Genomic DNA, 19,233 nt, shown 5'->3' with positions numbered 1-19,233 from the left:
CGAGTGGGGCACGAGGGTCGTCACCGTTGTTTCCGGACAAAGGGACGGCACGCGTTTCGTGGCAACGATGGAAAGTCGCGCCGGCGCGTCGACTCGATGGCGTTAGCGTATCGCCAACGTCATGAGAACTCCTGAAGCCGGACTGAAAACTTGTTAATCCGGACGGCGCGATGCCGTCCGGACACCCTGCTCGAACCAACACCGAAAGCGTTACGCAATCCGCGCGGCGTGCGGCCGGCCGATCACGAGGTAGTGAACGAGGGCAATCAGCGGGAACGCGGTGGCGACAGCCGCGACCAGCGTCCATCCGCCATGTTCATACAGCGGGCTGGCCAGCGCCGAACCGAATGCGCCGCCCACGAAGATGCTGGTCATGTACAGCGCGTTCAGCCGGTTGCGGCTCGCCGCGTGCAATGCATAGATTTCGCGTTGGCCGAGCACCATGTTCATCTGCACGGCGAAATCGAGCACGATGCCGGTTGCGACCAACCCGAACACGCCCCACGCCGGATGAATCAACGCCGGCGTATAAGCGAGCGCGCCCACCACCAGCGCGATCAGCGTGGCGCGCATCGTATGACCGCCGTCGGCGAGACGCCCCGCCACCGGTGCCGAGGTCGCGCCGATCGCGCCGACCAGCGCGAAGACGCCGATCGCGGTCTGCGAAAGCCCGAACTGCCGCGTCAACTCGATCGGAATCGCGGTCCAGAACAGGCTGAACGAAGCGAACATCAGCGCCTGATACAGCGAGCGGTGACGCAGCACCGGCATCGTGCGGACCAGCTGGCCGAGCGAGCCGATCAGCTCGAAGTAGGTCGCCTTGTGATCCGGCTGGCGGCGCGGAATGGTCAATGCGAGCACGCTCGTGACGAGCGTCATCAACACGGCGGCGCCGCCGAACACCACGCGCCAGCCGAAGTGTCCCGCCACCACGCTGGAGATTGGCCGCGACAGCAGAATGCCGAGCAGCAGGCCGCTCATGATCGTGCCGACCACCTTGCCGCGCGATTCGTCCGGCGCGAGGTGTGCGGCGAGCGGAATCAGAATCTGCACGGCGACCGAGCTGAAACCGATCAGCAGCGAAATCGCGAGAAACCCGCCGGCGTGATGTACGAAGGTCGCGGCGGCAAGACTCGCAATCGACACCAGCGCGGTGGCGATCATCAGCTTGCGGTTCTCCAGCAGATCGCCCAACGGCACGAGAAAGAACAGGCCGAGCGCATAGCCGATCTGCGTCAGCGAAACGATCAGGCTGGCGGTGCCGGTGGACATGTGAATGTCCGGCGCGATCAGTTCGGTAATGGGTTGCGCGTAGTACAGATTCGCGACGATCGCGCCGCAGCAGAAGGCGAACAGCGCGATCAGTCCGCGGGTCAATTGGACGTGGCCGGTACCGGCCGCCGTCGTGGATGCCTGGGTCGACATTGCAACTCCCTTAAAAGAAAAACGCTGAACTCAGCGAGCGATGTTCATCACCCGATCGCCGAGCGAAATACCAAGATCGGTCATCAGGCGGCCGCGTTGCAGTTGCTGGTTTTCCCAGCGCTTGAGCGCGGTGTCGATCGTTACGCCGCTCTGCCAGGTCGACGACAACGCCCGCGCCAACGCATGCGCATTCGCGGCGGCCTTCGCGGTGCTGCCTGCCGTATGCGGGCGCGGCACCGAGGCGGCGTCGCCGAGCAGCACCGCGCGGCCGAACACCATGCGCGGCGAGCGCAGATCGACGATCGGCTGCATGAACGGATCGTCCGTGCTATCGACCAGCGCGCGAAACGTCGGCGCCAGCAAGGCCGCGGCATCGTCGCGCAATACGGCGACGTCGGCGCGCTTGGTCGAGCCGGGCGGCAAAGAAAACGCCCGCGGCTGGCCGTGCCGGTCGACCAGCAAACGGTCGAGCTGCTCGCGGCTGTACTTGCGATACCACACCCAATTCCAGCGACGTTCGCCGACCGCGGTCGAGTCGCGCTCGCCCGGAATCAGATAAGCGAGCGCCGAGTGTTCTTCGCCCTGCTGAAACGTGAAGCGGTCGCGCAACGTGTTCGCGGCCTGCAACGGCAGGTTCGGTTCCTCGACGAGTCCGCGCCATGCGACATAGCCCGCATAGGCCGGCACGATCTCGGGCAACAGCCGCCGCCGGAGCGTCGAACGGATACCGTCGGCGCCGATCAGCAGATCGGCCTGCTCGCTGCGGCCGCCGTCGAACTGCGCGACGATCTGCTCGCCGTTCATGCGGAAATCGGTGAAGGTCTCGCCCGCGTGCAGCGACTCGGCGGGCAACGCCTCTTTCATGGCGCGATACAACAGGCTCCACGACGTTTGCATCTGCGGCATATATAGCTGCTCGACGCGGCGGTCGTCGCGATCCAGATAGATGCGCTCGCCCGACGCCACGCCCGGAGGGTCCGGCAGTGCGACGCCGGCAAACTGCAGCGCGTCCAGTACATCCGGCTGCAGCACGATGCCGCCGCCGCGGCTGTCGAGCTGGTTGGTCGAGGTTTCGAACACGTCGACCCGCCAGCCTGCCGCCCGCAACGTGGTCGCTGTGAACAGGCCGCCCAACGAGCCGCCGATCACGACCGCACGCGGTTGTTCGAGGGCTTTCATGCTGCGTCCCTCCGCATTGCCGCGCGCAGTGCCTCGGTGAACACGGCGGGCGGTTGCGCGCCGCTGATCGCGTGGTCGTCGATCACGATCGTGGGCACCGCCTGAACGCCGCGCCGGTCGGCTCGCTCGCGCGCCGCGTCGATCGCCGGATTGCCCGAACTGCTCGTCAGATAAGCGCGCGCTTCGTCGGCGTCGAACGTGTGCTCGGCGGCGATTGCGACCAGCGTGTCGAGCGAGCCGATGTCGCGGCCTTCGGCGAAGTACGCGGCATAGATGGCCTGATACAGCGCGGCCGTGGTGCGCGGTTCATTGCGGCACTGCGCGAACTGCATCAGCCGATGCGCGAGACGCGTGTTCGGCGTGCGCAGCACGCGGTCGTAGTCGAATGAAGCGCCGGCGCTCAGGCCGGCGGCCGTGACTTGCGCGTCCATGGCTTGCGAGCGGGCCCAACTGCCGAACTTGCGGGTGCGATAGGCGCGCCGTTCCATGCCTTCCACGGGCATCGACGGGTTCAGTTCGAACGGCACGTAGCGGATCGACACCGCCTCGCCCACGCCGGCATCGGCCAGCGCCGCCGAAAGATTCCGTTGGCCGATCCAGCACCACGGGCAAATAAAGTCGTAATGCACTTCCACCTGAATGGCTTGCATGTTGCACCCCTCGCTAGGTAATCGATGCAGCTTATACGTTGCGTTTGTGGCGCGGAATGAGGCTAAAATGCAAACCCGCGTTGCGTTTTTTGCAACAGAACAGCGATCTATCGACACCCAACTCGACCATGGACAAATTCCTTGCCGTGAAGACGCTGCTGGAAGTCGCCGATGCCGGCGGCTTTTCGAAGGCCGCGCGGCGTCTTGGCGTGGCGACTTCGTCGGTCACACGCCTGATGGACTCGCTGGAGGCGTCGCTCGGCACCGCGCTGCTGACCCGCACGCCTCGCAAGGTCAGTCTCACGGACGCCGGCATCGCCTACGTCGAACAAGTTGGCAAGGTGCTCGACGATCTGGCCGAGGCGGACGAGAGCGTGTTCGACAGCGGCGCGTCGCCGGTCGGCTCGCTGCGCATCTCGGTGCCGTCCACCTTCAGCCGCTTGTGGCTAGCGCCGCACCTTGCGGCGTTTCTCGCCGACCATCCACGCGTCGTTCTCGACGTGGTGGTGGCGGACAACTTTCTCGACCTCGCCCTCGAGCGGATCGACGTGGCGATCCGGATCGGCCGGCTGGATCGCGACCCCAACCTGATCGCCAGGAAGCTGGCCGACAATCCGCGCTATGTCGTCGCGAGCCATGGCTACCTCGAGCAGCACGGCACGCCTCGCACCCCGCAGGAACTGGCCGGCCACGAATGTCTGCGTGTCGCGTACGGCGGCGGCTATCGCACGCGACAGATGTGGACGTTCCGCCGCGACGGCGAAGAAATGCGCGTCGAGGTACGTGGGCGTTTGCTGTCGAACGGTCTCGACATCCTGCTCGAAGCGGTGATGGCGGGGCGCGGCATCGCGTTGCTGCCAGGGTGGCACGTCAGCGCCGAGATTCGCGCCGGTCGTCTGATGCGGCTGTTCGAAGCGTTCGACGCCAGTCCGCATCAGGGCGACGCTGTTGTCTATGCCGCGTATCTACCGAATCGCCGTCATTCCAGCAAAGTGCGCACGCTCGTCCAGTTTCTCGAAGCGCGGCTGCAAAGTGCGCTCGAAGGTTGAACCGCGGCGACTGAAGTGTAGAGAGCGCGCCGACTTAATGTCCTGCAAAAAAGTGAAAAGTTCTGAGCGGGGCACGCGCGACGCATCGCCCGCGGATTCTGAAGCTTGATATTTTTTAAGAACGATTAAGGGCTTCAACAAGGACGTTGTGAAAGGCCGTGATTAGACTGGGTCTCAGTTTTTAACGCACTTCAGGCAAGTGCGGCATGTCTCCCATGTCAACTCACCCTTTTAGGAATCACAACGCCATGGCTAATCCGAAACTCGAAGTGCTGACCCCGGCAAACTCCCAACTCATTTTCATCGACCAGCAGCCGCAAATGGCTTTCGGCGTTCAGTCGATGGATCGTCAGACGCTTAAGAACAACGTCGTCGGCCTCGCAAAGGCAGCGAAGGTATTCAACATTCCCACCACGATTACCTCGGTGGAGTCGGAAAGCTTCTCGGGTTACACGTACCCGGAATTGCTGGACGTGTTCCCAGACCACAAGGTGCTCGAACGCACGTCGATGAATTCGTGGGACGACCAGAAGGTGCGCGACGCACTGAAGGCCAACGGCCGCAAGAAAGTGGTGGTGGCCGGTCTGTGGACCGAGGTGTGCAACAACACGTTCTCGCTGTGCGCGATGGACGAAGGCGACTACGAAATCTACATGGTCGCCGACGCGTCGGGCGGCACCTCGAAAGAGGCGCACGACTACGCGATGCAACGCATGATCCAGGCCGGCGTCGTGCCGGTGACGTGGCAACAGGTGCTGCTTGAATGGCAACGCGACTGGGCGCACAAGGAAACGTACGACGCGGTCATGAAGCTCGTCAAGGAGCATTCGGGCGCGTACGGCATGGGCGTGGACTACGCGTACACGATGGTTCACAAGGCGGCTCAGCGCACGGCGCAGCAGCACGAGATCCTCGCGGCCGTGCCGGCAAAGACGAAGTAAGCACGCCCGCTTGCCCTCACCAGCTCCGCGCATTCGACGCGGAGCGCTCCCCATGAGGATCGCCATGACTTCCAGTACTTCCGCGCCGACGCCGGCCGACATCGTCTTCTTCAACGGCAAGATCGCGACGCAGGACGACAAGCGTTCGTTCGCCGATTCGATCGCCGTTGCCGATGGCCGCGTGGTCGCCGCGGGTTCCCGCGACGCCGTGATGCGGCATGTCAACGACCGCACACGGCAGGTCGACCTCAAGGGACGCACCGTCATTCCCGGTCTGAACGACTCGCACCTGCACGTCATTCGCGGCGGCCTGAACTTCAACATGGAATTGCGTTGGGACGGCGTGCCGTCGCTCGCGGACGCGCTCGACATGCTGCGCAAGCAGGTGGCCCGCACGCCGGCGCCGCAATGGGTGCGCGTGGTGGGCGGCTGGAACGAATTCCAGTTCGCCGAACGGCGCGGTCCGACGCTCGAAGAGATCAATGCCATTGCACCGGATACGCCGGTGTTCATCCTGCATCTGTACGACAGCGCGTTGCTGAACGCTGCCGCGTTGCGCGCGGTCGGCTACACGAAAGACACGCCGAATCCGCCGGGCGGTGAAATCCAGCGCGACAAGCGCGGCAATCCGACCGGCATGCTGATCGCACGGCCGAACGCCGGACTGCTGTACGCGACGCTCGCGAAGGGCCCGAAGCTCGCACCGGACGATCAACGCAATTCCACGCGCCACTTCATGCGCGAGCTGAACCGGCTCGGCGTGACCAGCGCGATCGACGCGGGCGGCGGCTACCAGGCCTACCCGGACGATTACGCCGTGATCATGGATCTGGCGAAGCACAATGAACTGACCGTGCGGATCGCCTACAACCTGTTCACGCAGAACGCGAAGAAGGAAATCGAAGACTTCGCGAAGTGGGTGAAGATGACCAAGCCCGGCGATGGCGACGATTTCCTGCGCGTGAACGGCGCGGGCGAAATGCTGGTGTTTTCGGCAGCGGACTTCGAAGACTTTCTGGAACCGCGCCCCGATCTGCCGGACACGCTCGAAGTCGAGCTCGAAGCGGTAGTGCGCCTGCTGGTGGCGAACCGCTGGCCGTTCCGTCTGCACGCCACGTACAACGAGTCGATCGAGCGTTTCCTGAACGTGTTCGAACGCGTCAACGCCGACATTCCGTTCAACGGCCTGCGCTGGTTCTTCGACCATTGCGAAACGATCACGCAACGGAATATCGAGCGTGTTCGCGCGCTGGGCGGCGGCATTGCGATTCAGCACCGCATGGCGTTCCAGGGCGAGTACTTCATCCAGCAATACGGTGAAGAGGCCGTCAAGCGCACGCCGCCGATCCGTCACATGCTGGACGCCGGCCTGCCGGTCGGCGCGGGCACGGACGCGACGCGCGTCGCCAGTTTCAACCCGTTCGTCTCGCTGTACTGGATGGTGTCGGGCAAGACGGTGGGCGGCACGCAAATGTATTCGGCCGAGAACCGGCTCGACCGCATGGAAGCGCTGCGCCGCTACACGGTGGGCAGCGCATGGTTCTCGAATGAAGACGACAAAAAAGGCGCGCTGGTGCCGGGCCAGTTCGCCGACTTCGCGGTGCTCAGCGAAGACTACTTCAGCGTCGACGAGAGCCGCATCAAGTTCCTCGAATCGGTGATGACGGTGGTGGGCGGCAAGGTCGTCTACGCGGACGACGAATTCGCGCCGCTCGCTCCGCCCGCGCTGCCGGTCAGCCCGTCGTGGTCGCCGGTCGCGGAGTTCGGTGGCTATAGCCGCTACAAACCCACGGCAGTGGCCTGCGTGGACGGCTGCGTGAACCTCTGCGGCGTGCATGCTCACGCGCACGGTTGGGCATGGCGCAAAAACGTGCCGGTCAGCGACTCGAACGGCTTCTGGGGCGCGCTGGGATGTAGCTGCTTCGCCTTCTGAGCGTCACCGCTTCCACCCACCCCGCGCGGGAGGATCTGTATGCCGACTCTGACTGACGGTGTGTTGTTCGGCCTCGGCATTCTGGTGCTCGATTTTCTCGCGTGGCGGTTCATGATCCGCACCAGCGATCAGGCGCGCCTCGCCTTCCGGGCGCTCCTGTTCGCGCTGTCGACATACGTGCTGTTCAGTTCGGGCATGAACCCGCTGCGCGCGGCGCCATGGCCCGATCAGCCGCTGCGTCATCTGTTCGCGCAAGGGCTGGAAGTGGTCTGGTGGCTGCAGGGCGCGCGGCTGTTGACCGTCGTGCTGGACCGCACCGTGCTGCCCGAAAGCTGGTACAAGGAGCGCCTGTTCCAGGACGTGTTCGGCGCCTTGCTGTTTCTGGCGGCCGCGGTCGGCGCGATCGCGTTCGTGTTGCAACTGCCGGTGCGCGGGCTGCTCGCCACCTCCGGCGCGTTAGCCGTCGTGCTCGGGCTGGCGATTCAGAGCACGCTGAACGACGTGTTTTCCGGCGTCGTGCTGAACGCCACCGAACCGTTCCGGATTGGCGACTGGGTCACGATCGGCGAGGTGGAGGGCAAGGTGATCGAGAGCAACTGGCGCGCTACCAGCCTGCTGAACGGACAGGGCAATGTCGTCGTGATCCCGAACAGCGTGGCGGCGCGTACCAACATCGTCAATGCCAATCAGCCCTCGCATACGCACGGCATCAGCGTCGTGCTGCCGGTCAAGCCGTCGATCCGGCCGGCTCTGGTGCTGGCGGCGCTGTCGGATGCCGCGCAGAGCGCCGAAGGCGTGCTGGACGATCCCAAACCAGTGGTCAGCGTGCGGCGCGCGACCAACGACGCGATCGAGTACGAGATCGTCTGCTACGTCGCCGAACTCGCCAGAAAAATCGAGGTGCGCAACGACCTGTTCGATCTCGCGCACCGGCATCTGGCGTCGCGCGGTGTGCTGTTGCAGCCGCTGTCGGTGCCTGAACCGGCGGCCGGCGGCATGACCGAGAAGCAGCGCCTGCTGCGCAATGTGCTGATCTTCCGCACGCTCGAAGACAGCGAACTGAGCGAACTCGCCGCGAAGCTCACCCGCCACGAATTCGATGTCGGCGAAACCATCTATACGGCTGCGGACGAGAGTGGCCACGAACTGCACATCCTTGCGCAAGGGGTGGCCAAGGCGATCGTCTCGAAGGACGGCGGCGAAGTCGAGCTGCGCCGTCTTGCGCCCGGCGACTCGATCGGCCAGTCGGGGATTCTGGCAGGCGTCAGGACGGCGGTGATCGTACGCGCAATGACGCATGCCACCGTGTTTCGGCTCGACAAGGCCGCGCTGACACCCGTGCTCGAGCGGCGTCCCGACGTGGCGAAGGAAATGTGCCGTCTGCTGTCGGCGCACCACGCCACCGAAGCATTGCTGCTGGCGTCCCCGCACGACGTGGAGGACAACCCGGGCGGCTTGCTGCAATGGATTCGCGAGGGCGTGCGGCGGTTCCACGAGCTGACGTTGTGAAGGCCATGTTTGACCCGTGCGGTTTGAACGGATCGGTTCGGCATAACTGTCGCATCGATTAAGTCTTTTTAAGGAAGCACCAAAGTCTTAATGGGGTTAATTCGTTACGCTGCATTGGAATGGACCTGACCTCGTTTCGTCCCGCCCAGCCTGGCGGCGAGGCCGCCCCGTCAGCGCCGGAGCGCGCCACGGCGGGAACGTCCCATACGGAGGACTTGAGATGAAAAAAACCATTGCCGGCGTGGAGATTCCCGATGGCGTAGTGGCGCAGGCAGCAAGCGATTTGATGCGCAGCATGGAATCCGAATTGATGTTTCATCACGCGCAGCGCGCGTTTCTGTTCGGTGCGTTGGCGGGACATCGCGACAGGCTGAAGTTCGACGCCGAACTGCTGTACGTCGGCGCGATGTTTCACAACGCCGGGCTCAACCTGAAGTATCGACGCTCGCCGCATCGTTTCGAAGTGGACGGCGCGAACGAGGCGCGTGAGTTTCTGCAGCAGTACGCCGTGGCTGAGGGCGACATCAAGGAAGTCTGGACGGCGATTGCGTTGCATACCACGCCGGGCATTCCGCAGTACATGTCGCCGCTCGTCGCGATGATCAGTGCCGGTGTGCAGATGGACGTGCGAGGCGAGCGCTACGACGATTTCACCGCGCAGCAGCGCAACGACATCGTGCAGGCTTTTCCGCGCGAATCCGGCTTCAAGAAGAAGCTGATCGAAGCGTACGCGCGCGGCATGGAGCATCGTCCCGCGACGACTTACGGAACCGTGAATGCCGACGTGCTGGACCGGTGGGATCCGAACTATCGGCGGCTGAATTTTTGTGGACTGGTGCTGGGTTCGGACTGGTCGAATTGACGCGGATTTTAGAAAGGAAATAAAGCATGGGCTACCTCATTTCACTGGGCGTCGGTTTCGGCGTCGGACTGCTTTACTGGCTATTGAAAGTGCAGTCGCCGGCGCCGCCGCTAATCGCGCTCGCCGGCCTGCTCGGCATGGTACTGGGCGAGCACGCGATACCGGTCGTCAAGGCGCAGTTCTTTGCACAGGAACTGACGCAGAGCCAGACCCAGCCGCAAACAGCGCAGGTCGCGCAGGCGAACGGCGGCGCGGTTCAAAAAACGGTCCCGCAGGGCGCGCCGAAAGAAGGCGGTTGAATTCACCCATGCGCGCTGTTTTCCGTTCGCCGCGCTCCGCCCATAAACCTGAACGGCCGCTTTGTGCCGAGGCCGTTCATTCAATCGTTGCTAACACAATCGGGTCATCCAAATGTTTAAATCGCTGCATCGGTTTCGTCCTCTCGCGCTGCTGTCCGCCGCGCTGCTGATCGGCTTCGCGCCGGTTTCGTCCGCCTTCGCCGACGCCGGTCCGGCGGAAGTGCCGGGGGCAAAAACCGCGCTGGTGAAGCACCCCGACGTGTCGGTCGCAGCGCAGTACGACACCACTCACGTGTACGTGGCCGAGGCCGACCTCGACGCGTTCGTCAACAGCTTCATCGCCACGTTCGGCGGCAAGGCGTCGCCGCGCGCCGTGTTCACGGTCACGCCGACGCCGAGTAAAACCGCGTCGCAATACGTGCAGACGCCGGTCGGCATGCTGTCGGTATTCGGTTTCGAAACGCCGGTGCCGTATCCGTTCGGCAATGAGCGCACTGGTTATCTCGTCACCGATATCGATCAGGCCGTGAAGGCCGCGCGCGCGGCCGGCGCGGACGTGCTGGTCGATTCGTTCGACGATCCGATCGGCAAGGACGCCATCATTCAATGGCCGGGCGGTCTGACGATGCAACTCTACTGGCACACCAAGGCGCCGAACTATGCGCCGCTGCAAAGCGTGCCGGATAACCGCGTGTACGTGTCGCGTTACGAAGCGAATAACTTCGTGCGTCGCTGGCTGCACTTCTCGCACGGCAAGGTGGTGTCGGACAATCCGCGCGCGGATGCCGGCGTGATTGGCCGTCCGGGCGAGACGGTCCGCGAGATTCATCTCAGCTCGGGGTTCGGCCGCATGGTCGTGTTCGTGACGGACGGCAAGCTGCCGTTCCCGTTTGGACGCGAGACGACCGGTTACGCGGTCGCCGACGTCGCGCAAACGCTCGAACGCGCGCAAGCCGCTGGCGCGAAGGTGCTGTATCCGGCCTACACCAGCGGCTCGGGCAAGACCGCGATGCTCGAATTCCCGGGTGGATACATTGCCGAAGTGCACGATGGTCAGTGACGTAGGCGTCAAGCCTCCACCGGCGTCGCGCAACGCCGGGACCCGGGGGTGTCGCGGCGCGTTGCACGCGGCTCGGGCGTTGCTGCTCGGCACGGCGCTGGCGGCGGCGCTGCCGGCTGCGGCTGCGGCTGCGGTTAATACCGCGCTCGGCAGCGCCGACGATACCGCGGCGGGTAGCGACACCGTGACGGCGGCCGCCGCGCCGGCTGCATCGTGCGCGCGGCCGGCGATCCTGTTCAACCGCTGGCAGGAAAACTGGTCGGTGCTGGCGAATCCGTGCGTGCCGAAAAAGCCGTTCGATTCGCTCAAGTACATTCCGCTGTTCGGCAATCCCGACGCTTACGTATCGCTGGGCGTGGTGTGGCGCGAGCGGATCGAAATGAACGACGCGCCGCTCTTCGGTCTGGGCAGCGGACATGACGATACCTATCTGCTGCAGCGGCTCGAAGTGCATGCCGACGTGCGCCTCGGCCCGCATGTGCAGATCTTCACGCAGTTCGAAAGCGCGCAACCCTACGGCAAGGACAACGTCACGCCGGTCGACAAGAATCCGCTCGACTTGCGTCAGGCCTTCGTTGCGATCACCGAACCGCTCGGGCCGGGCACGTTCAAGTTCCGCGTTGGCCGGCAGGAAATGGCGTTCGACTTGCAGCGGTTCATTTCCGTGCGCGACGGCCCGAACGTGCGTCAGGCGTTCGACGCGATCTGGGCCGACTATGAAACCGGTCCATGGCGCTGGATTGCATACGCGTCGCAGCCGGTGCAGTATCGCGACAATTCGGATTTCGACGACGTGTCCAACCGTGACCTGACGTTCAGCGGTGTACGGGTGGAGCGTAAAGGCGTCGGACCGGGCGACGTGTCCGCGTATTACTCGCGCTACAACCGCAACAACGCGCGCTTTCTCGACGCCACCGGCAACGAGCATCGCGACGTGTTCGACGCGCGTTATGCCGGCACGCTCGGGCATATCGACTGGGACATCGAAGGCATGTATCAGTCCGGGCAGGTGGGCAACAAAACGATCGGCGCGTGGGCGGTCGGCTCGCTGGCCGGTTACACGCTGGCCGCCGCGCCGTGGACACCGCGTCTCGGCGTGCAGGTGGATGCCGCCTCGGGCGACAACCATCCGGGCGACGGCCGCATCGGCACGTTCAATCCGCTGTTTCCGAACGGCTATTACTTTGCGCTGGCCGGCTACACCGGCTACGCGAATCTGGTTCACGTGAAGCCGACGCTGACGCTCAAACCGAACAGCAAGCTGACGCTGCTCGCGGGCGTGGGTCTGCAATGGCGCGAGACCACCGCCGACGCCGTCTATCAGCAAGGCTCGGCGGTCGTACCTGGCACGGCGGGTCGCGGCACGAGTTGGACCGGTTTCTATACGCAGTTGCGCGCCGATTATGCGGTCGCCGCCAATCTCACTGCGGCCGTGGAAGCGGTGCATTTCCAGGTGGGACCGTCGTTGCGCGATCTGGGCGCGCGCAATGCCGACTATATCGGTGCCGAATTCAAGTTCGGCTGGTAAAGGGCGGTAAAGCAACCGCGGCGTGATGTGCAATCCGTCGTCACGATGACGCGCTAGAAGAGGTCATGTCATGAGCACCCCGGATTTTTCCGACGTCGCTGCAGCAGCCGCCGTGCCGTCGGAACTCGAGTTTCCTTTTTCCTCGCTGGAATACCGGCAGCATCAGATGTTTCCGCGCCTGTCGGCGGCGGAGATTCAAAGTCTGCGGCGCTTTGCCCGGCCGATGTCGTTCAAGGTAGGCGAGTTGATCTTCGAGACCGGGCGCGTGGCGCTCGGCCTGTTCGTGCTGTTGCATGGGCGCGTGCGGATCGAGTCGCGCGACAGTTTCGGCCGCGCGACGCTCGTCACCGAGCACGACGACGGCCATTTCATGGCGGAGATGGCGCAGCTTTCCGGCAAGCCGGCGTTGATCGACGGCATCGCGTTGACGGAGGTCGAGACGCTCGTGGTCGAGCCGGAACGGCTGCGTGCGTTGATCGTCGCCGACGCGCAACTCGGCGAGCACATCATGCGTGCGCTGATCCTGCGGCGGCTCGGGCTGATCGAGCAGGGGCTGGGGCCGATCATCGTCGGCAATGGCGACGATGCGCGACTCGTCAGACTGCAAGGCTTTCTGCGCCGCAATGCATATCCGGCGATGGTGATCGACGCCCGCAGCGATCCCGATGCGATCACGCTGCTGGGCGGCATGACCACGGGCCCCGGGGATTTTCCGCTGGTGTTCTGCCCCAACGGTTCGGTGCTGCGCGCGCCGGACGAAGCACAACTCGCGTCGTGCCTCGGGCTGGTGCCGACCTTCGAACCCTCGCATGTGTACGACGTCGCGATTGTCGGCGCGGGGCCGGCGGGACTTGCCGCGTCCGTCTATGCGGCGACCGAGGGCCTGTCGGTCGCGGTGTTCGATCAACGCGCGCCGGGTGGGCAGGCGGGCGCCAGTTCGCGGATCGAAAATTACCTCGGTTTTCCGACCGGCATTTCCGGTCAGGCGCTCGCCGCGCGCGCGTTCCAGCAGGCGCTGAAGTTCGGCGCGCATCTGGCGATTCCCGGCAAGGTCCTGTGCGTGGAGCGGCAGGATGACCTCTTCGTGCTGTCGCTGTTCGACGGACAGCGCATCAGCGCCCGCACGGTCGTGGTGGCCAGCGGCGCGGCGTACCGCAAGCCGTCGGTACCCGGCTTCGACAATTTTGAAGGACGCGGCACCTACTACTGGGCGTCGACCATCGAAGCGAAGCTGGTGAAGGGGCAGGACATCGTGCTGATGGGGGGGGGCAATTCGGCCGGCCAGGCGGTGGTGTTTCTGGCCAACTTCGCGCGCAGTATTCGCGTGCTGATTCGCGGCGCGGACCTGGGGTCGAGCATGTCGAGGTATCTGATCGACCGTATCGGTTCGCTGCCCAACGTGACGCTGTGTACGCGTTGCGTGCTGCAAGGACTCGATGGCGACGAAGCGGGCCTCACGCAGTTGCGGATTCGCCGTGAGGACGAGCAGCGCGGCGAGACGATCGACGAGACGATCGAAACAAGGCATCTGTTTCTGTTTATCGGCGCGGACCCGAAGACCGATTGGCTTGGCGCGAGCGGTGTCGAACTCGATAACCGCGGCTTCGTTGTCACCGGCTTCGCTCGCAGCGAACAGCACGGGCTCGCGCCGGAAGCTGGCGCGCGTTTTCCGCTCGAAACCAGCGTGCCGGGCATGTTCGCGGTCGGCGACGTGCGCTCGGAGTCGGCAAAACGCGTGGCCGCCGCCGTCGGCGACGGCGCGGCGGTGGTGAGCCAGATTCACGCGTATCTGAGCCGGCGTGAGCGCGAGGACATTCACGCTGACCTGCCGGTGTTCAGTCAGTGATAGAGGAACGGACCGGCGGCGGGTTGTTCTCCACCGGACGACGTCGCGAGGCGGCTTTTTCGCCGTTCTTGCCGGCGGCTTTTCGAACGGGTTTCACCACGCTTTTCGCGTTGTTCATCGTGCTGTTCTTGCCGCTGCGTTTGCGCAGCTTGCCGAGTAACAGCTGTGCCGCTTTCGCATCGGAAGTGCGGGCGGCGCGTTGCAACTCGGCCAGCAGCGGCGCGAGCATACCGACGGCTTCTGCCGCGCTGCCCTGTGCGTCGAGCAAACGCGCCATGGCCGTCGACGCCCGCAGCTCCCACATCTTCGCACCCTGCGCGTGGGCAAGCTGCAGTGCTTCCGAAAAGCACGCGAACGCGGTCGCGATTTTCGCCGCATAGGCATCGCTGGTTTTCGCGTGCCGCGCTGCGTCGGCTTGGGCCGCGACACCGAGTGCCCGCAAGACTTCCGGCAGGAAAAACAGTTCGCCGTTGCTGCGGCAAAAGTCGCGCGCGTCGTTGAGTTGTGTGGTGGCTTCCGTGACGCGGCCCTGGTCGATCAGCGCCTCGGCGTACGCCACGATAAACGGCGTGATCAGACGCCGGAAACCGCGCGACATCAACGCGTCGAGCCGCGTCTCGAGCACCGGCAGCGCTTGCACGGCGCGTCCTTCGAGAATGTCGCGACAGGCGGCGAGGCAATCGCAATAGTCCAGCCAGTTCGTGAAGCCGTGCAGCGCGGCCTGCGAACGCATGATGTCGATATAGCGCGAGCCGCGCGCCAGATCTCCGGACATCAGCGCGAACGGAATCACCGTTGCACCGAGTACATGCGTGAGCGACGGTTCGAGCGTGTCCGGACGGATCGTCTCGATTACGGTGTCGATCAGCGCCGTGGCTGCGTCGGGGTCGCCTTGCAGCCAGGCGATCCGGCCGAGCGTGCCGTTGCAGTACACCGCGGGATCGACCGCGAAGCAGCCGTCGCTTTGCGCGTCGCGCCGTAACTGCACGATGCGTTGACTGACGCGCTCCAGTCCAGCCTTGGCCTGCGCGTGCTCACCGTGACAATGCTGTGAAATGGCGCCGATCTGGTCGGCGAGAATCTTCTGCCACGGTGTGCCGTGCTGGGCGGCGAGTTGCTGGAACTGCTTCGCCACGTCGATCGATTCATTGATGTCGCCGAGCGACAGCATCGTGTTCCACAAGCCCCATAGCGCGTGTGCCTGGACGGCCTGGTCGCCGGTCGCGGCCGCGCGTGCGCGCACGTCGCGCCAGAGTTGTGCCGCTTTGGCAACCGGTCCGCACACATACGGCAACGCCGACGCCAGTGCCGCGCGCACGCGCATGTCGCTGGCGGTATCGACGGCGCCGGTGGGCAGAGCGTCGAGCACGTCCACGGCCTGCGTGGCGCGGGTGCAGCACTCTTCGATCAGGCCCGCATCGAGCAACGCGGTGACCAGATTCGAGGCCAGTTCGACGCCGACGCGCGCATCGCCCTTGGGCGAGAAGGCCCAGTCGCACGCAACGCGCGCGTCGGCGAGCGTCTGCTGGCGGTCTTGCGGATGGGTGGCGTGGTTGCGCTGGGTCTCGTCCGTTTGTGCCTGGAAGCAACGGGACAGATGACGGGCGTTACGCGAGGTGATGGCCTGCAACTCGCCTTCGGCAACCAGCTTCTCCAACGCATACGCACGGGTGGATTCGGTCAGGCGGTACTTCGCCACCGGGCCGTCGAACTCGACGTTCACGAGCGATTTCGCCACCAGCTCCGTGATCGCGCTGATCGCGTTCGCGACCGAATGCTCCGAGTCGCAGGCAACCGCGCACATCGCTTCGAACGTGAAGCTGCCGCCGAATATCGCCAGACGGCGGAACAGCGTACGCGTGTCGGTGTCGAGTATCGCGAAGCTCCAGTCGAAGGTCGCGCGCAAGGTTTGATGGCGCGGCAGCGCGGTGCGGTAGCCGCCCGCCAGGATCGCCATGCGGTCGTCCAGCCGCCGGTAGACGCCTTCCACGCCAAGCGCGACGACGCGCGCGGCGGCGAGTTCGATCGCGAGCGGAATGCCGTCCAGCCGCCGGCAGATTTCGCCGACGAGACGCAGTTCTTCCGGGTCCGCGCCAATCGCGCCTTGCAGCGAATTGGCGCGCTGCAGGAACAGCTTCACCGCCGAACAGCGCAGAATCTCGGCCGCGCCCGCTTGCGGTAACGGCACGTCGAGCGGATCGACCCGGAAGATCGCCTCGGGCAGAATGCGCAGCGGTTCGCGGCTCGTCACCAGCACGCGCAGCAGGTCGTTGCCGGCCACGATCGCGTCGACGATGGTCGCGATCGCGCCGATCACATGTTCCGCGTTGTCGAGCACCAGCAGCCTGAGTTGCCGGTCGAACGCCGCGGCCAGCTGCGCGACGGTGGGCGGCTCCGGCAGGTCGAGGCCGCAGGCTTCGGCGATTGCGCGGAGCACGTCGCCCTCGGTGCTCAACGTGGCCAGTTCAACGAAACTCACCGGTTCGTTGAAGTCGCCCGCCGTGTGGCGCGCCGCTTCGAGCGCGAGACTCGTCTTGCCGATGCCGCCCGCGCCGACCAGGGTCAGGACGTGCGTTTGCGGCAGCATCGCGCGAATCTGCCGGACTGCGTTGTCACGTCCCTGCAAGCCGGACCTGGACGGCGGCAGACTGCGCGCGTTGCTCACCGGCGCGGCGAACTGGGCGGCGCTCGCGTGCTTGCGCCGTTGCAGAAGCTGGTAGCCGCGCCCGGGCACGGTGAGGATCAGATCGCGGTCCGGGCCGAGGATTTTGCGCAGCGCCGACAGGTGGACCTGAACGTTGTTTTCTTCGACGACCGTGTTCGGCCATACCGTGTCCATCAGCTCGTCTTTCGTGACGAGGCGTCCGCCGGCGGAGGCGACGACCGCGAGAATATCGAAAGCGCGTGACCCGACATGCACGACCTCGCCGTTTTTCCGCAAAGTGCGCATGTCCAGATCAATCTGGAAGCTGCCTATTTCGATCATGATTTTTTTCAGGTTCAGGAATAGGGGGCGTGCATGGGAAACACGGCGGAGCGCCGGTGGAACTGGACGGGCGGGGCGGCTGAGTGTGGCAGGCTCGACGTTACCCTGGCCTAACCTCCACGTCTTGTATGTAAGTACGATGCTTTGTAAGAAAGTCCTGTCCGCGGTCGGCCGCAATCTCGTCTGACTAAAGTCGGTCCGATCGAAGCAGGTCGATCGACGCGTGCCGAAGCGTGCCGCGCGCTACTTGCGGGTCTCGCGGCGCCACGTGCCGGGCGGCGCGCCGATTAGCTGCGAGAAAGTGCGGGTGAAGTGGCTTTGATCGGCGAAGCCGCAAGCAATCGCGATCTCCGACAAGGGCGCGTCGGAATGCTTCAGCAGATCGCGCGCGCGATCGATGCGCCGTTCCAGCAACCACTGATGCGGCGTGCGATCCGTGGTCTCGCGAAACGCGCGAATGAAATAACTGCGCGACAGATTGCACGCGCTGGCGATTTCTTCGAGCGAGATGCTGCCTTGCGTCTTCGCGAGCAGCATGTCTTTCGCGCGGGTTTCCTGCACGCTCGAGAGGCGCCGGTTTTTTTTGTCCGACTCGTTCGCGACCTTGCCATAGCGGTCGATCAGATGCGTGCCGAGCGCCACGCCCAGTTGCTCGACAAACAGCGGACTGGCCTCGCTACGGCGGTCCAGGGTCAGCGCAAGCGCCTGCGCCAGGTGACCGAAGAGCGGATCTTTCTTGCCCAGCAGAGACGAGAAGCCGCTGATCGCCGAACCTCCGCGCTCATAGCAGGTGTTCGTGACGAATGCGTGTGACAGCTCGACCAGCACGAAGTCGAATGCGCCGTGCAGATCGGCTCGATAGTCGTCTTCGAAGTTGCGGACGTAGACCGAGTTTTCTTCGAAGTCGTGGAGGGTCGAACGATTGCCGGACATGATCCGCCGACGGTGGCCGGCCGTCAGCGAAATGCCGATCAGGAAGCCGCGGTCCGACGGTGGCGTGGCGACCTCGCTGGTGTTCTGTTCGCGCCGGCATTTACGATAAAACGTGAACTCGCCCGTGTGCAGTTCCAGGTCTTTATGCAACTGATTTGAAACACATCCGAGCGAGTCCTTTTGCCGGGATGCCGTGGCGGTGAAAATGTCTGCGTTGTTGAGCATGATCCGTCACCTCTGTTTGTCGCGCGGCAGATTGTCAGTTCGCTGCGTCTGGCCAAAATCATGGAGGGTGAAAGTCGGTGTGGTGGCGCGATTATCTCGGAAAAAGACAAATGTTAAATATTTATTTTCGGCGCGCTTCCAGTGTGCAATTCAATAAACCTTTAGTCGGCTTTCAAACGGCGCGCAATGGGCTGTGCAATGCCGCGGATGTCGTTGTTAAGGCCGTCGGTCTTTGCAATGAGCGCCTATCCGCGCCGACGCCCTTGGTCGCGTCATGACGGCGACCCAAGACCGAACGACTCCGCTAGCCGTGGTCCTTTGAGACGCAGTGGTTCGAGCGCCGCGCGCCGTGCCGTGGCCCAGTCGGCGAGCGTCTGGCGTATGTCGGGCGTCGCCGTGGCCGTGGCCGGGTCGAGTGCTTGCGCGAGGCTGACGGCGTCGTCGGCGGCTTTCGAGGTGCCCGAGCCCGTATGCGGCCGCAGCGTGCAGGCCGCGTCGCCGACTAGCGCGACGCGCCCTTGAGCGAACGACGGACTCAGCACGTCGGCGATGGCTTGCAGGAACGGCGCACCAGTGGCGGCGACCAGTTGCGACAGCGCACGCGGCAGATGCGCGGCGGCCGCGTGCCGCAGGTGCGCAAGCGAATGCGCCGACAGTTCGCCGGGCGCGATCGAAGCATGGTGATGCCGGCCTTCGCGGTCCGTCAACAATGAGGCGAGCGTGGCCGCGTCGGGTTCGTTCCGGTACCAGAGCAGTCGAAGCGAAAAGGTATCGGACCGGCTTTGCGCTCACGCGAACTTCAGCGCGT

General features: G+C 64.5%; 15 protein-coding genes. 9 read left to right on the top strand and 6 right to left on the bottom strand.

The features are described 5' to 3' along the window. Positions 1 to 210: 210 nt before the first annotated feature. From BX591_RS26515 to BX591_RS26505, 3 genes are read right to left on the bottom strand one after another with little or no spacing between them, the layout of a single operon-like run. Positions 211 to 1,425, bottom strand: a complete 1,215-nt coding sequence (locus BX591_RS26515) for an MFS transporter (protein WP_111934284.1) — start codon at positions 1,423 to 1,425, stop codon at positions 211 to 213. A gap of 30 nt (positions 1,426 to 1,455) precedes the next feature. Continuing rightward, entirely contained in the window at positions 1,456 to 2,604 is a 1,149-nt protein-coding gene (locus BX591_RS26510; RefSeq protein WP_111934283.1) for an FAD binding domain-containing protein, read from the bottom strand. Further along, positions 2,601 to 3,254, bottom strand: coding sequence for a DsbA family oxidoreductase (locus BX591_RS26505; RefSeq protein WP_111934282.1), 654 nt, complete (start codon positions 3,252 to 3,254; stop codon positions 2,601 to 2,603). Before BX591_RS26505 ends, BX591_RS26510 begins: the two co-directional genes overlap by 4 nt. Positions 3,255 to 3,382: 128 nt before the next feature. Here BX591_RS26505 and BX591_RS26500 point away from each other — a divergent pair, with 128 nt between their 5' ends. From BX591_RS26500 to BX591_RS26460, 9 genes are all read left to right on the top strand, one after another. Next, positions 3,383 to 4,303: a LysR family transcriptional regulator gene (locus BX591_RS26500; RefSeq protein ID WP_111934281.1), complete on the top strand. Its 921-nt coding sequence runs from the start codon at positions 3,383 to 3,385 to the stop codon at positions 4,301 to 4,303. A gap of 248 nt (positions 4,304 to 4,551) precedes the next feature. Continuing rightward, a complete protein-coding gene (locus BX591_RS26495; RefSeq protein WP_105511513.1) occupies positions 4,552 to 5,244 on the top strand; it encodes a hydrolase in 693 nt (230 codons plus the stop codon). A gap of 64 nt (positions 5,245 to 5,308) precedes the next feature. Then, positions 5,309 to 7,177, top strand: coding sequence for an amidohydrolase (locus BX591_RS26490; protein ID WP_111934280.1), 1,869 nt, complete (start codon positions 5,309 to 5,311; stop codon positions 7,175 to 7,177). 39 nt (positions 7,178 to 7,216) lie between these two features. After that, on the top strand, positions 7,217 to 8,686 hold the full coding sequence (locus tag BX591_RS26485) for a mechanosensitive ion channel family protein (protein WP_111934279.1): 1,470 nt from the start codon (positions 7,217 to 7,219) through the stop codon (positions 8,684 to 8,686). A gap of 220 nt (positions 8,687 to 8,906) precedes the next feature. Continuing rightward, positions 8,907 to 9,548, top strand: coding sequence for an HD domain-containing protein (locus tag BX591_RS26480; RefSeq protein ID WP_111934278.1), 642 nt, complete (start codon positions 8,907 to 8,909; stop codon positions 9,546 to 9,548). Positions 9,549 to 9,574: 26 nt separating this feature from the next. Further along, a complete protein-coding gene (locus BX591_RS26475) occupies positions 9,575 to 9,847 on the top strand; it encodes a DUF1427 family protein (RefSeq protein ID WP_111934277.1) in 273 nt (90 codons plus the stop codon). A 112-nt stretch (positions 9,848 to 9,959) separates the two neighbouring features. Beyond that, positions 9,960 to 10,907 (top strand): glyoxalase, encoded by a 948-nt coding sequence (locus BX591_RS26470; RefSeq protein ID WP_111934276.1) that lies wholly within the window; start codon positions 9,960 to 9,962, stop codon positions 10,905 to 10,907. Continuing rightward, complete coding sequence (locus BX591_RS26465; protein ID WP_111934275.1) at positions 10,897 to 12,435, top strand: alginate export family protein; 1,539 nt, start codon at positions 10,897 to 10,899, stop codon at positions 12,433 to 12,435. Before BX591_RS26470 ends, BX591_RS26465 begins: the two co-directional genes overlap by 11 nt. A gap of 70 nt (positions 12,436 to 12,505) precedes the next feature. Continuing rightward, on the top strand, positions 12,506 to 14,281 hold the full coding sequence (locus BX591_RS26460) for an FAD-dependent oxidoreductase (protein WP_111934274.1): 1,776 nt from the start codon (positions 12,506 to 12,508) through the stop codon (positions 14,279 to 14,281). On the opposite strand, the gene BX591_RS26455 is transcribed toward BX591_RS26460, so the two are convergent. The 3 genes from BX591_RS26455 to BX591_RS26445 form a co-directional block, all read right to left on the bottom strand. Then, on the bottom strand, positions 14,271 to 17,267 hold the full coding sequence (locus tag BX591_RS26455) for an ATP-binding protein (RefSeq protein WP_111934273.1): 2,997 nt from the start codon (positions 17,265 to 17,267) through the stop codon (positions 14,271 to 14,273). The two genes, BX591_RS26460 and BX591_RS26455, sit on opposite strands and share 11 nt — an antisense overlap. A 243-nt stretch (positions 17,268 to 17,510) precedes the next feature. Next, complete coding sequence (locus BX591_RS26450) at positions 17,511 to 18,425, bottom strand: helix-turn-helix transcriptional regulator (protein ID WP_111934272.1); 915 nt, start codon at positions 18,423 to 18,425, stop codon at positions 17,511 to 17,513. A gap of 272 nt (positions 18,426 to 18,697) precedes the next feature. Then, the gene (locus BX591_RS26445) at positions 18,698 to 19,180 is read right to left on the bottom strand and encodes an FAD binding domain-containing protein (protein ID WP_111934271.1); all 483 of its coding nucleotides are present in this window, start codon (positions 19,178 to 19,180) and stop codon (positions 18,698 to 18,700) included. Between the last annotated feature and the right edge of the window lie 53 nt (positions 19,181 to 19,233).

The sequence above is a fragment of the Paraburkholderia bryophila genome, from assembly GCF_003269035.1.
GTDB lineage: Bacteria > Pseudomonadota > Gammaproteobacteria > Burkholderiales > Burkholderiaceae > Paraburkholderia > Paraburkholderia bryophila.
Note: the sequence above shows the minus strand (reverse complement) of the source record. Positions and strands in the feature narration are given on the sequence as shown.

Excerpts from the sequence above, each read along its gene's own strand:
- BX591_RS26515 (WP_111934284.1), bottom strand. The coding sequence starts at position 1,425 with ATGTCGACCCAGGCATCCACGACGGCGGCCGGTACCGGCCACGTCCAA.
- BX591_RS26510 (WP_111934283.1), bottom strand. The coding sequence starts at position 2,604 with ATGAAAGCCCTCGAACAACCGCGTGCGGTCGTGATCGGCGGCTCGTTG.
- BX591_RS26505 (WP_111934282.1), bottom strand. The coding sequence starts at position 3,254 with ATGCAAGCCATTCAGGTGGAAGTGCATTACGACTTTATTTGCCCGTGG.
- BX591_RS26500 (WP_111934281.1), top strand. The coding sequence starts at position 3,383 with ATGGACAAATTCCTTGCCGTGAAGACGCTGCTGGAAGTCGCCGATGCC.
- BX591_RS26495 (WP_105511513.1), top strand. The coding sequence starts at position 4,552 with ATGGCTAATCCGAAACTCGAAGTGCTGACCCCGGCAAACTCCCAACTC.
- BX591_RS26490 (WP_111934280.1), top strand. The coding sequence starts at position 5,309 with ATGACTTCCAGTACTTCCGCGCCGACGCCGGCCGACATCGTCTTCTTC.
- BX591_RS26485 (WP_111934279.1), top strand. The coding sequence starts at position 7,217 with ATGCCGACTCTGACTGACGGTGTGTTGTTCGGCCTCGGCATTCTGGTG.
- BX591_RS26480 (WP_111934278.1), top strand. The coding sequence starts at position 8,907 with ATGAAAAAAACCATTGCCGGCGTGGAGATTCCCGATGGCGTAGTGGCG.
- BX591_RS26475 (WP_111934277.1), top strand. The coding sequence starts at position 9,575 with ATGGGCTACCTCATTTCACTGGGCGTCGGTTTCGGCGTCGGACTGCTT.
- BX591_RS26470 (WP_111934276.1), top strand. The coding sequence starts at position 9,960 with ATGTTTAAATCGCTGCATCGGTTTCGTCCTCTCGCGCTGCTGTCCGCC.
- BX591_RS26465 (WP_111934275.1), top strand. The coding sequence starts at position 10,897 with ATGGTCAGTGACGTAGGCGTCAAGCCTCCACCGGCGTCGCGCAACGCC.
- BX591_RS26460 (WP_111934274.1), top strand. The coding sequence starts at position 12,506 with ATGAGCACCCCGGATTTTTCCGACGTCGCTGCAGCAGCCGCCGTGCCG.
- BX591_RS26455 (WP_111934273.1), bottom strand. The coding sequence starts at position 17,267 with ATGATCGAAATAGGCAGCTTCCAGATTGATCTGGACATGCGCACTTTG.
- BX591_RS26450 (WP_111934272.1), bottom strand. The coding sequence starts at position 18,425 with ATGCTCAACAACGCAGACATTTTCACCGCCACGGCATCCCGGCAAAAG.